The sequence below is a fragment of the Roseomonas sp. F4 genome (assembly GCF_053891155.1).
The window spans coordinates 37143-49651 of sequence record NZ_JBSSHK010000002.1 but is presented as its reverse complement, the minus strand read 5'-3'; the positions used below and the strand labels follow the sequence as shown (position 1 = coordinate 49651).

Genomic DNA, 12509 nt, shown 5'->3' with positions numbered 1-12509 from the left:
GCAAGCAGCCTCGGCGCAGGCTGCCCGGGCCGGGGCAGCGCCCCACCCCTTCTGGGAGCCTCTCGCATGAAGCGCGCGCGCAAACGCGTCCTGGTTACCGGCGGCGCCGGCTTCCTCGGTTCCCATCTGTGTGAGCGGCTGCTCGCGGAGGGGGAGGAGGTGATCTGCCTCGACAACTTCTTCACGGGCTCGCGGGACAATATCCGCCACCTGCTGCCGCATCCGCATTTCGAGGTGATCCGCCACGACGTCACCCAGCCGATCCAGGTCGAGGTGGACGAGATCTACAACCTGGCCTGCCCGGCCTCCCCGGTGCATTACCAGCACAATCCGGTGCAGACGGTGCGTACCTCCGTCCATGGCGCGATCAACCTGCTGGACCTGGCCAAGCGCCTGGGCGCGCGGATCTTCCAGGCCTCGACGTCCGAGGTCTATGGCGACCCGGCGGTGCATCCGCAGCGGGAAAGCTACCGTGGCAACGTCAATCCCATCGGCATCCGCGCCTGTTACGACGAGGGCAAGCGCTGCGCGGAAACGCTGTTCTTCGACTATCACCGCCAGGACGGGGTGGAGATCAGGGTCGGGCGGATCTTCAACACCTATGGTCCGCGCATGCATCCGCAGGATGGGCGCGTGGTGTCCAACTTCATCGTGCAAGCGCTGCGCGGAGAGCCGATCACACTCTATGGCGATGGGCGGCAGACGCGATCCTTCTGCTATGTCGATGACCTGGTCGACGCCATCGTGCGGCTGATGCGCGCGCCGGATGGCGTGAGCGGGCCGGTGAACATCGGCAACCCATCCGAATTCACCATCCGCGAACTGGCGGAGGAGGTGGCGCGACAGACCGGGTCCCGCGCCGGCTTCGTGCTGCGGCCGCTGCCGCAGGACGACCCGATGCAGCGCTGCCCGGACATCACTCTGGCGCGCAGCCTGCTGGGCTGGCAGCCGGAAGTGCCGTTGCAGGAAGGGCTGCGCCGCACCATCGCCTATTTCTCCGAATTGCTGGATCTGCGGCTGCCACTGCACGCGGCGGCGCGCTGACGCGCTTCCGGTTTACCGGCGGGCAACACCGGCCAGGGTAGAATTCCCGCATGACAATGGCCGACAGAAAGTTGGCACCGGAACTCACGGCGCTACGCTGCGTGTTCCTGGTGGCCATGCATCACGGCCTCCAGCTCGCGCCGGATGAGCTGCCGCAGCCGGGCCATGGCGACATGGTGCCGGAGGTGCTGCGCGCTTTGCAGGGCGCCGGGCTGAAGGCCCAGGCGCTGCGCCGCGCGGGTTGGGACAAGGCGGCCGGGCTCGGCACGGCCTATCCGGCGCTGGTGCTGCGCAGCGATGGCAGCTGGGTCATCCTGATCCATATCCTGGACGGCAGCGATGGCCAGCCCGTCGCCGCCGTGCTCGACCCGGTGCGGGAGGCGGAGGGTGTGCGGCTGATGCCGCGCGCGGAATTCCTGGCCGAATGGTCCGGCACGCTGGTGCTGGTGAAGCGCGTGCACGCCCTGACCGATGAGGACCAGCCCTTCGGCCTGCGCTGGTTCCTGCCCGAAATCATCCGCCATCGTCGCTGCTTCGCCGGCGTCGCCATCGCGGCGCTGGTGGCCAATCTGATCGGCTTCGCGATTCCGCTGCTGTTCCAGGTGCTGATCGACAAGGTGATCACGCACCAGGCCTGGCAGACGCTGTATGTGGTGGTCGGGGCCTTCGTGCTGCTGACGGCGTTCGACGCACTGTTCGGCTATATGCGGCAGCAATTGATGCTGCTGGCGAGCAACAAGATCGATGCAAGGCTCGGCGCCCGCACCTTCCGCCACCTTCTGTCCCTGCCGCTGAACTTCTTCGAAACCCACGCCGCCGGCGTGCTGGTGCGGCACATGCAGCAGACCGAAAAGCTGCGCCACTTCCTGACCGGGCGGCTGTTCCAGACCCTGCTGGACGCCGCGCTGCTGCCGATCCTGCTGCTGTTCCTGGCCCTGTATTCGGGTGTGCTGACAGCGGTGGTGCTGGGCTTTTCGCTGGCCATCGCGCTGGTCATCGGCGCCATGGTGCCGAGCTTTCGCGCGAGGCTGAACCGGCTCTATGCGACGGAGGGCGCTCGCCAGGCACATCTGGTGGAAACGCTGCACAATATGCGCGCCGTGAAATCCCTGGTGCTGGAGGGTGCGCGCCAGGCGGATTGGGACCGCAAGCTGGCCGCCGCGGTGCGCCAGCATGCCGAGGTCGGGCGCATCGGCGCGGCGGGCAGCGTCGCCACCGGGGCGCTGGAGAAGCTGATGCAGATCGCGGTGCTGGCCACCGGCGCCACGCTGGTCTTCGACGGCGCGCTGACCATGGGTGCGCTGGTGGCCTTCACCATGCTGTCCGGGCGCGTCAGCGGGCCGCTGGTGCAGATCGTCGCGCTGATCAACGAATACCAGGAAGCCGCCTTGTCCGTGCGCATGCTCGGCACGGTGATGAACACCACGCCGGAGCGCGGTTCCACAACCCGCATGGCCCGCCCGGCCATCAGCGGCCGCCTCGCCTTCGAGGAGGTGAGCTTCCGCTATCCCGGCGCGGCAACGCCGGCGCTCGACCGCGTCTCCTTCACCGTGGAGGAAGGGCAGGTGATCGGCGTCGTCGGCCGATCGGGGTCCGGCAAGACCACCATCACGCGGCTGATCCAGGCGATCCACGCGCCGCAATCAGGGCTGGTCCATCTGGATGGCGTCGATCTGCGGCATATCGACCTGAACCATCTGCGTCGTTCGATCGGCGTGGTGCTTCAGGACAATCTTCTGTTCCGCGGCACCATCCGGGAGAATATCGCCGCGACCCGTCCCGATGCCGGCCTGGACGAGATCATCGAGGTGGCACGGCTCGCCGGCGCGCAGGAATTCATCGACCGGCTGCCGATGTCCTACGACACGCTGGTGGAGGAAGGCGCCAGCAACTTCTCCGGCGGCCAGCGGCAGCGTATCGCCATCGCCCGCGCCCTGCTCACCAAGCCGCGCCTGCTGATCTTCGACGAGGCGACCAGCGCGCTGGACCCGGATAGCGAGGCGATCATCCAGCGCAACCTGGCGGAGATGGCGCGTGGACGGACCATGGTGATCGTTTCCCATCGCCTGTCCTCGCTGGTGAAGTCGGATGCGATCCTCGTCCTCGAACAGGGCAGGCTGCTGGATTGCGCGCCGCATGGCGTGCTGCTGGAGCGCTGCGAGATCTATCGGCACCTATGGCAGCAGCAGACGCAGTTCATCCATTGATGGGCCTTTGCCCCTCCCGCCGCCGCGCCAAGCCCGCGCGGCCGCCGGTGGCGAAGGAAGCGATTGGCTTCCAGGACGACCTGGAAGCACTGATCGCCGAGCCGCCCTCGCGCTTTCTCGGCGGCGGCCCCTGGCTGCTGGCGCTGATGGCGGCCGCGCTGCTGGGCGGCGCGGCGCTGGCGCGGGTGGATGTGGTGGTGACCGGCAGCGGCAGGCTGGTGCCCGATGCGCCGCCCATCGTGCTGCAACCGATCGAACGCGCCGTGCTGCGCGAATGGCGCGTGCGCCCCGGCCAGGCGGTGCGGCAGGGGGAGGTGCTGGCGCTGCTCGATCCCACCTTCGCTGAGGCCGACCGCCAGGCCCTCGCCGCCCAGGCGCAATCCTTGCAGGCGCAGCTCACGCGGGTGGAGGCGGAGCTGGCCGGCACGCCGCCCGCCCCGGCCGGCAACCCGGATGCCGCCCTGCAAGCCGTGCTGCATGCGCAGCGCCAGTCGCTGCGCGCCACGCGGTTGCAGGCGCTGGAGGCGGATACGCGGGCGCTGGACCAGGCGCTGCACGCGCTGACCGCGCAGCAGGCCAGCCTGGCCGAGCGCGCCGCCATCGCCCGCGACGTCGAAGCCATGCGCCTGCGCCTGACCGAGGGCCAGATCGGCTCCCGCCTGAACCTTCTCGCCGCCCGCAGCGCGCGGCTGGAGGCGGAACAGGCGCTGGAAGCGGCGCGCAGCCGGCAGCAGGAACTCGCGCACAGCCTGGAAGCCCGCCGCGCCGAGCGTGACGGCTTTCGGGATGACTGGACCCGGCAATTGCTGGAGGAGGCGGTGCGGCTGCGCGGCGAATTGGTGCGCGTGTCGGAATCGCTCGGCAAGGCGACACGGCTGGCGGCGATGAGCACCATCACCGCACCGGCCGATGGCGTGGTGCTGGAAGTGGCGCGCCGTTCCGCCGGATCGGTGCTGCGGGAGGCGGAGCCGCTGGTGACGCTGGTGCCGGCGGATGCGCCGCTGATCGCGGAGATCACGCTGCGCTCGGCCGATATCGGCCATCTGCGCATCGGCGATCCGGTGGTCCTGAAGGTGGACGCCTTCCCCTTCCAGCGCCACGGCCCTTTGCACGGCACCCTGCGCGCCGTCAGCCGCGAAAGCTTCGGCGCCAACCAGCCGGCCGGGACGGAGCCTCTGCCGGGCGTCACCGGCGGCGCGGTGCATCGTGGCCAGGTGGAGATCTCGCCCGGCGCGGCGCTGCGGCTGGCGCCGGGGCTGGCGCTGATCCCGGGCATGACGCTGGCCGCCGAGGTGAAGGTCGGTGACCGCAGCGTGTTGGGCTACATCCTGAACCCGCTGCTGCGCGGTTTGCAGGAAAGCCTGCGGGAGCCATAGCGGCGCGCCGATCTCGACAAGCTTATTGGCGGCCGATGTCCCAGTGGCTGGTCTCGAACTGCCTTCGACGGCTGCTCGGCAGCATGGCCGCCTGTCCGCGCAACAGGCTCTCAACCTCCCTCGCCGGCAGGGGACCGCTGTAGAAATAGCCCTGCAATTCGTGGCAGCCATGGCGTTGCGCCCATTCGGCCATCGCCAGCGTCTCGATGCCTTCGGCCACGATGGTGACCTGCATGAAGTTGCACATGGCGATCACCAGGCGGACGATTTCCTCATTGCGCGGCAGACCCTGCATCAGGCTGCGATCGATCTTGATGCAGTCGACGGCCATCTCGTTCAGGCGGGCCAGGTTGGAATAGCCCGTGCCGAAGTCATCAATGGCGATGCGAATGCCGAGCATCCGGACATTCGCCAGATTGGCACTCAGCACGGGATTGTCCTCGATGAGCAGCGTCTCAGTCACCTCCAGCTCAAGCCGCGACGGATTGCAGCCGTGCTCATCGAGGATGCGCTGCACCATGCAGGCGAAGTCCGCCTCGCAGAGCTGGCGCTGGGACACGTTGACGGAGACGGAGATATCCAGCCCCCGCCGCTCCCACTCACAACGCTGCCGCACCACCTGTTCCAGCATGGCGGCGCCGAGCTGGTTGATGAGGCCCGACTTCTCCGCGACGGGAATGAATTCGGAGGGTGGGATCAGGCCACGTTCGGGGTGCTTCCAACGCGCCAGCGCCTCCACCGACACCGCACGCTGGGCCGTGGCGGAATAGCGCGGCTGGTAGTAGGGCACGATATGGCCGTCACGCAGCGCATCCCGGAGATCCGAGAGGAGCTGAAGCTCCTCCTCCCGCTGGTTGCGCATGCTTTCGTCGAACATCCGGCACTGATTCCGCCCGCCGGCCTTCGCCTCATACATCGCGAGATCGGCGCGCTGCATCAGGAGCTGTGCGTTGATGCCATGATGCGGGAAGCAGGCGATGCCGATGCTCGGCGTCACCAGCAGCTTGCGACGCTCCGCATGCACCGGCAGCGCCAGGCGATCCAGGATCAGCTCCGCCAGGGCCGCGATGCGCCCTGCCTGGTCCGGCGCCTCCATGGCCAGGAACAAGAACTCGTCGCCGCCCAGGCGGATCACCGTGTCATCGCCGAGGCGCAGATCGGAAAGCCTTTGCGCGACCTCTATCAGAACGCCATCGCCATAAAGATGTCCGAGCGTGTCGTTGATGGCCTTGAACTGGTCGAGATCGATGAACAGCACGCCGATCCGCGCGCCACGCTGTTCCGCCTTGCGGACCATCGTCTGGAAGCGTGCGGGCATGGCGAGCCGGTTCGGCAGACCGGTCAGGGGGTCGTGATGGGCGCGGCTCTGTGCCAGCGCCTCGGCCTCCTTCAGCTCCGTGACATCCGTCTCGCTGACCAGGATCGATGGTCGGCCCGAGACCGGGTCGTGGCAGGAACGGACCGTCAGCTCATGCCAGCGCTGGCCCGCGGTGCTGAGGACCTCCGTGATCAGGCTGACCTCCGCCTCGCTGCGGATCTGCGCCATCATGCGGTCGAAATCCGGCCGGTGCAGGAATCGCGAAGGAAGGTCCTGATGGGGGGATTCGAAGCTGGCCCGTGCGGCGGGGTTGCAGTACAGCGTGCGGCCATCGAGATCGTGCAGCGAGATCATCAGCTTGGTGTGCAGCAAGGCATCCGCGCTGCGAATCGCTTCCGGCTGAAGGCGGGCCTCGTCCCGGCCTTCGCACAGCATCCCCATGCGCCCATCATCCAGCCTGGCGCCACTGAGCCTGACTTCCAGCGGCCGCGGAACGCCACGGGGATACAGGGTCCACATCTCGGTGAACGCCGCGTCATGGCTCATGAAATCGCTCTGGTACTGGCGAAGCCTGCGCGCGACGGCGGGCGACATATCCGCCTTCAGGTCACGCGACGCCAGTTCCGCCATCGAGGCGGCGTTCCAGACATCCAGGGCCGCGACATTGGCCCAGATGACGCGGCCCTCATCGATGTCGAAGATCCAGATCGCGGCGATCAACCGGTCCAGCAGGCAGGCCGGTACCCCGCCCATAGGTGACATGGACGGCATCGCGGATCGCTCGATGACATCCCTTGGATTCATCGATCCGTGCCTCCGCCCGCCGAGGATGACGAAACGGAGCGCGATGCCCGCAAGATGAGGGCGCGGCAACGGATCTGCGCATCGGACACAGACCCGCTCTGGCGCCAGGTTGAGGGCGGGCTTTGGCAGCTAACGGATTCGCGTGCAGCGTGCGGCGTATACACGAACGTCTCGATTACTGTTCGCCGTCACATTTATAGGAGGATCCTTGCGCATTGGTTGACGGGGCGCCGCCGTCGCAGCCCGGATGCAAGATGCGCCCCGGGCATAGTCCCCGGGGCGTCCGGATCAGGCGGCGATCGGCATCGCCTGTGGCACCGCGGCGCGCGGCTTGCGCAGGACACTGACGAAATAGCCGTTGTGCCAATCGCTGTCCTTGAAGGCGATCTCCGGATGGGTGTTGTCCAGCGTGGTGCGGATTTCCGCGCCGTAGAGAAGCTGCAAGCCACCCTGCACGATGGCGCGATGCGTGCCGGCGCGTACCGGCCACCAGTTCCAATCGTCACAGATGAAGACGAATTCGTCCTTCACCGCGGGCAGCGCGGCGATCAGCCCGTCATGCTGATCCTGCTCCTCATGCGGCCCATCGAAGAGATAGACCTCGAAGGGCGCATGGCGGGCGGCGAGGTCGGCGAAGGGAACGGCCCGGAAGTCGGCCTCGATCACCTCCACCGCCGCCTGTTCCGTGCGGAACTGCGCGAGATTGCCGAGGAAGGCATCGCGGGGGCCGCCGAACTGGCTCCAATTGTCGATGGCCACGGCCTGCACCGCATTGCCATGGATCGCGCTGCACAGCGTCGATCCCATCCAGCTTCCCACTTCCAGATAGCCGGTGCGGCCCAGCTTGCGCAGCAGGCCGTTGATGAAGTGGCGGTAGCGGGCACCCGACATGCCATCGATGTTGTAGATGCCCTGGCTACGGTCGATCGGCGCGGCCAGCGCTTCCGACAAGGCCAGGCGCAAGGGGGCGACGAGGCGCGCCTCCGGCTCGATCAGGATCTCGGTCAGATGGGTCATCGGGGCTTTTCTCCGCGCGGCAGCTCGCGCGCCATGTGACCGGAAAGGGCTGAACGGAGCGTGAAGGACGGCACATATCCAGAGTCCGTTCATTCTTTCCCGGCAGAGTGCCCCCCGCACCTGTTCCGGAAAAGCCGACGCATGGACACGCTACCGCCCCTTCTACAGACCCGCCGCGTGCTGCATGTGGGCTGCGGTGCCGCCTCGCCCGACAAGCTGCCGCCGCATTTCTTCCCCGTCGGGGAATGGCAGGAAATCCGGCTGGATATCGATCCGGATGTGGCGCCCGACGTCGTCTCCAGCATCACCGACATGGCGGCGGTGCCGGATGGGTCCGTCGATGCGGTCTGGTCCTCGCACAATCTGGAACATCTGTTCCCGCATGAAGTGCCGCTGGCGCTGCGGGAATTCCGCCGCGTGCTGAAGCCGGATGGCTTCGCGCTGATGACCATGCCGGATCTGCAACAGGTGGCGCGGCTGGTGGCGGAGGACCGGCTGACGGAGCCGGCCTATATGTCGCCCATGGGGCCGATCACGCCGCTCGACATGCTGTATGGCCATGGCGGGTCGCTGGCGCAGGGCAATGCCTTCATGGGCCATCGCGGCGGCTTCACGGCGCGGTCGCTGGAAGCGGCGCTGCTGGCGGCTGGCTTCCCCATCGTGCGCGTCGTTCGCGACCAGAGCTTCGCGCTCTGGGCGACCGCCTATATGGGTGGCGTCAGGGCGTAACCCTGACGCTCTCCAGCGCCGCTTCCAGGCGGCGCGTGAAGCCCGCGCAGTCGCCCAGCGTGCGCGCCCAGGCATCCCCCGCCAGCACCTGCTTCGCCGCCGCATGGCGGTCCCGATCGGTGGCGAGGGCGATGGCGCGGGCGACGTAGTCCTCCCGGCTTTCGGTGATGCCATCGGTCAGGCCGATGGCCGTCAACAGGCTGCAGGCCATGCGCGCGGCAAAGGCCTGGCCGGCGAGGGTCAGCAGCGGCAGGCCCATGCGCAGCGCGTCGCTGGCCACCGTGCCGGAGTTGTAGGGCGTGGTGTCCAGGAACAGATCCGCCAGCCGCATCCGCGCCAGGTAGCGCGCCGGTTCCACCCGCGGCCCGAGCACCAGGCGGTGCGCCGGCAGGCCCGAAGCCTCCCACCGTGCGCGCAGATTGGCGCTGGCGCCGTGCCCATCCTCCGCCAGCCACAGTACCGAGTCCGGCACGGCGTGCAGGATACGCAGCCAATCGGAAAACATCTCCTCCGTGATCTTGTAGAAATTGGCGAAGCAGCAGAAGACGAAAGCGTCCTGCGGAAGACCCTCCTCCGCCCGCGTCACCTCCGGCAGCTCCGGCATGCGGCTGTCATTGGCCTGGTACAGGCCCTCGATGGCCAGCGGCTTCGGCGCGTAGAGATGCGCGCGCTCGGGCGGCACCGCCACCGTGTCGCACAGCAGAAAGTCCAGCTCCGGCAGGGGCACATTGCCGATATAGCCGAGATAGGTGCCCTGCACCGGGGCCGGCTTCCAGCGCAGCACGCCCATCCGCGCGCCACGCGTCAGCCCGTTCAGGTCGATCAGGATGTCGATTTCATCCGCACGGATGCGCCGCGCCGCCTGTTCGTCATCCATCGCCACGATGCGCACATGATGGTCCAGCGCGCCGATGACCCGCGCGCGAATATCGCTGCCATCCTCGGGGGAGGAGCAATAGCCGAAGACCTCGAAGCGGGCGCGGTCGTGGCGTTCCAGCACCTCCGCGATCAGGAAGCTCATCGCATGGCGGCAGAAGTCGGAGGAGAGGTAGCCGATGCGGATGCGGTCGTGGCGATAGCCCTGCGCCGGCGCCAGCCGTTCCGGCGCCGCCGGTATCTTGCGCTCCAGCCAGGTGGCGACGATGCGGCGTTGCAGCTCGATATCATCGAACAGCGCCAACGCGCCGAGCGGCCCCGCATGCAGCTGCGCATCGGCCCGCGAAAGCCCGGGAATGTCGCCGGCGTGGATCGGCCACAGACACAGCTTCTGGCGTAGATGCGTCCAATGTTGCAGCACATCCGGCTGCATCGGGTCGCTGACCAGGCTGGCGCGCAGCGATTGCTCGGCATCGGCGAAGCGGCCGGATTGTTCCTGCACGCGGCCGCGCTGGTTCAGCAGATTGCGGCGCGTGGCCTCCGGCTGCAAGGCCGCGTCCCAGGCCGCCAGCGCCGCCTCCGCCTGCCCGGTCGCTTCCAGCGCGAGGCCGAGATTGATCGCCGCCTCGTGGAAATCCGCCTTCAGCGCCAGGGCGTTGCGGTAGCAGACTATTGCCTGGCCCGGGTCGCCCATCTGCGCCAGTTCGACACCCAGGTTGAACCAGGCGGCCATCGCCTGGGCATGGCCCGGATTGGCGGCGAGCCAGGCCTGGTAGACGGCGATCGTCACGCCGCGCCGCCCTTCCCGCGTCGCCTGCTCCACAAGCGGCAGAAGCCCTTCCAGGCGGATGGCGCGCAGCGCGCGCTGGCGCCGCGCTTCCTCCGCCGGCGGCAGCAGCGGTGGCCAGGCGGGGCCGGCGATCAGCCCGGCCAGCCAGCCGAGATCCAACGTCTCCATCGGCAGGATCGCGTTCATGCCGCACTCCACAGCCGCGCATCCGGCGGCAGTTTCTGGAAGCCATTGCGCCGCGCCAGTCTGGCGCGCCAGCGTTCCGTGTAATCCGGCACGGTGAACAGCTCCCGCGCATCGTGATCCTCGGCCAGGCCGAGATCGAGATAGGTGTCGAGATTGGTCAGATCCGGGCGCGGTAGCGTGCCGTCGCGGAAGGCCGCCCACATCGTCTCGAACTGCGCCTCGATGGCGCGCACGAAGGCCTCCGTGTCGAACAGCACGGAGGTTTCGCGCAGCGCCAGAAGCCGGGGACGATAAGCACGCAGCCGCGCGACATCGTTGCCCAGAGCGATGGCCTGGGCGACATAATCCGCCGGCGTGTCGCAGACCAGTTCCGGCACGCCAGCCGCGCGCACCAGGCTGGCGCAGACGCGACTGGCAAAGCCGCGGCCCGGCAGGGTCAGCACCGGCGTGCCCATCCAGAGCGCGTCGGACGCCGTGGTATGCGCGCCATAGGGCGCCGTATCCAGGAACAGGTCGGCGGCGGCGTAGCGCGCGACATGATCGGCATTGCCCGCCATCGACGCGAAGACCAGCCGCCCCGGGTCGATCCCCGCCGCCGCGGCGCGCTCGCGCAGCTTCACATCCACCGCATCGCTGGACTTCAGCAGCCAGAGCACGCTGCCGGGCACGCCGTGCAGCACCCGCATCCAGCGTTCGAAGACGAAGGGCGTGATCTTCTGGGCGCCGTTGAAACAGCAGAACACCACCGCATCTTCCGGCAGGCCGAGCGAGGCGCGCGTTGGCGTGGCCGCCACCTGCCGGTGCCGGTCATTCGGCTGGTAGCAGGGCAGCCGCTGCACAGCCTCCGAATACCAAGCCTCCGACCCCGGAGGGATGATGGTGTCGTCGGCCAGGATATAGTGGTGATAAGGCGTGCCCATGGTGCCGGCATAGCCGAGCCAGTTGACGATCACCGGCGCCGGTCGGCGCGACAGAAGCTTCGTGCGCGCGCCGCGCGTATGGCCGTTGATGTCGACCAGTATGTCGATGCCATCCGCCAGCATCAGCGCCAGGGCGGCGTCGTCATCCAGCGGCGTGATGTCCGTCCAGTGTTCCGCGCTGTCGCGGATGCGCGCCTTCACCGCATCCTCCTGCGGGATGCCACAGTAATAGATGAAGACCTCGAAGCGCTCGCGGTCATGCAGGCGGTACATGTCGGCGGTCAGATGGCCGATGGCATGCGAACGAAGGTCGGAGGAGAGATAGCCGATGCGCAGCCGCCGTCCCGGCACCTCCGTGCGCCGATCCGCGAAATCCGCCTCGCTGCGGAATTCGGCGGGTATCCCGGCCTCGGCCTGCGAATAGGCGGCGGACAGCGCCAGGGCCATCAGCGGATCATCGGCATAGGTCACGAAGCTCAGCGGCGCCATGCCGTGCAGCAGCGCGCCGCGATCCAGCGGCCCCACCGCTTCCAGCAGGGGCCAGGCGCATTGCCGCTGGCGCAGGCTGATCCAGTGCTGCACCACATCGCGCATGGTGGGCGCGATCTCGATGATCTGGCGCAGATGCGCCTCCGCCTCCGCATGGCGCTGCTGCGATTCCAGGACGCGCGCGATGTGCTTCAGCGCGGCAGTCTTATAGGCCAGCGCATCGCCGGTCAGCGCGGCGAGGCTGCCCGCCGCATGCGCCCAATGCGCGATCGCCGGCTCCACCGCGCCCAGCCGTTCATAGACCACGCCCAGATTGATGAAGGGTGGGATGAAGGCGGCGTTGCGGCGGATGGCCTCGGCGAAGGCGGCGGCGGCGCCCGGCAGGTCATCGAGGCCCGAGAGCAGCACGCCATAGTTGAAATAGACGGCATGCCCCAGCGGGTCCGCCGGATGGCGGTCCAGCCAGTCGCGATACAGCGCGGCCGCCTGCCTTGCCTCACCGAGGCTGGTCAGTTGATGGGCTGAGCCGAACAGCTCCGCCACCGTGTCGATCCGCATGCTTCCATCCTGGCGCGCTGCAAAGGGCGGCGCAGCATGCGGCGCGGCGGTGAAGAACAGGTTACCGGGAAGGATCGCATTTCGTCGGCGCGGGATTCATCACCCGTCAACGCTTCCTGCCTAGGCTGCTCCAACGCCGGGACGACAAAACGTCCACCCGCACGCATTGCGCCACCTCCCCCCCCCGGAATCCGT

Annotated in this window: 8 protein-coding genes; 4 read left to right on the top strand and 4 right to left on the bottom strand. The window is 68.1% G+C overall.

The window, feature by feature from the left end:
* The first annotated feature begins 66 nt into the window (after window positions 1-66).
* The 3 genes from ACVFYP_RS07695 to ACVFYP_RS07685 are packed head-to-tail and all read left to right on the top strand — an operon-like array spanning window position 67 to window position 4627.
* Window positions 67-1044, top strand: coding sequence for a UDP-glucuronic acid decarboxylase family protein (locus ACVFYP_RS07695; RefSeq protein ID WP_499199577.1), 978 nt, complete (start codon window positions 67-69; stop codon window positions 1042-1044).
* A gap of 56 nt (window positions 1045-1100) precedes the next feature.
* Window positions 1101-3251, top strand: coding sequence for a peptidase domain-containing ABC transporter (locus ACVFYP_RS07690; RefSeq protein ID WP_499199576.1), 2151 nt, complete (start codon window positions 1101-1103; stop codon window positions 3249-3251).
* A complete protein-coding gene (locus ACVFYP_RS07685; RefSeq protein ID WP_499199575.1) occupies window positions 3251-4627 on the top strand; it encodes an HlyD family type I secretion periplasmic adaptor subunit in 1377 nt (458 codons plus the stop codon). Before ACVFYP_RS07690 ends, ACVFYP_RS07685 begins: the two co-directional genes overlap by 1 nt.
* Before the next feature lie 22 nt (window positions 4628-4649).
* Here ACVFYP_RS07685 and ACVFYP_RS07680 read toward each other — a convergent pair whose 3' ends face one another.
* Together ACVFYP_RS07680 and ACVFYP_RS07675 are read right to left on the bottom strand one after the other, a co-directional pair.
* Complete coding sequence (locus ACVFYP_RS07680; RefSeq protein WP_499199574.1) at window positions 4650-6707, bottom strand: putative bifunctional diguanylate cyclase/phosphodiesterase; 2058 nt, start codon at window positions 6705-6707, stop codon at window positions 4650-4652.
* A gap of 330 nt (window positions 6708-7037) precedes the next feature.
* The gene (locus ACVFYP_RS07675; RefSeq protein WP_499199573.1) at window positions 7038-7766 is read right to left on the bottom strand and encodes a class I SAM-dependent methyltransferase; all 729 of its coding nucleotides are present in this window, start codon (window positions 7764-7766) and stop codon (window positions 7038-7040) included.
* 141 nt (window positions 7767-7907) lie between these two features.
* Between ACVFYP_RS07675 and ACVFYP_RS07670 the strand changes: the two genes are divergently transcribed.
* The gene (locus ACVFYP_RS07670) at window positions 7908-8495 is read left to right on the top strand and encodes a class I SAM-dependent methyltransferase (RefSeq protein WP_499199572.1); all 588 of its coding nucleotides are present in this window, start codon (window positions 7908-7910) and stop codon (window positions 8493-8495) included.
* On the opposite strand, the gene ACVFYP_RS07665 is transcribed toward ACVFYP_RS07670, so the two are convergent.
* Together ACVFYP_RS07665 and ACVFYP_RS07660 are read right to left on the bottom strand one after the other, a co-directional pair.
* Complete coding sequence (locus ACVFYP_RS07665) at window positions 8485-10347, bottom strand: O-linked N-acetylglucosamine transferase, SPINDLY family protein (protein ID WP_499199571.1); 1863 nt, start codon at window positions 10345-10347, stop codon at window positions 8485-8487. The genes ACVFYP_RS07670 and ACVFYP_RS07665 overlap by 11 nt on opposite strands.
* Window positions 10344-12314 carry an O-linked N-acetylglucosamine transferase, SPINDLY family protein gene (locus tag ACVFYP_RS07660; RefSeq protein ID WP_499199570.1) on the bottom strand — a complete coding sequence of 657 codons (1971 nt, stop codon included), beginning with the start codon at window positions 12312-12314 and terminating at the stop codon, window positions 10344-10346. Before ACVFYP_RS07660 ends, ACVFYP_RS07665 begins: the two co-directional genes overlap by 4 nt.
* Between the last annotated feature and the right edge of the window lie 195 nt (window positions 12315-12509).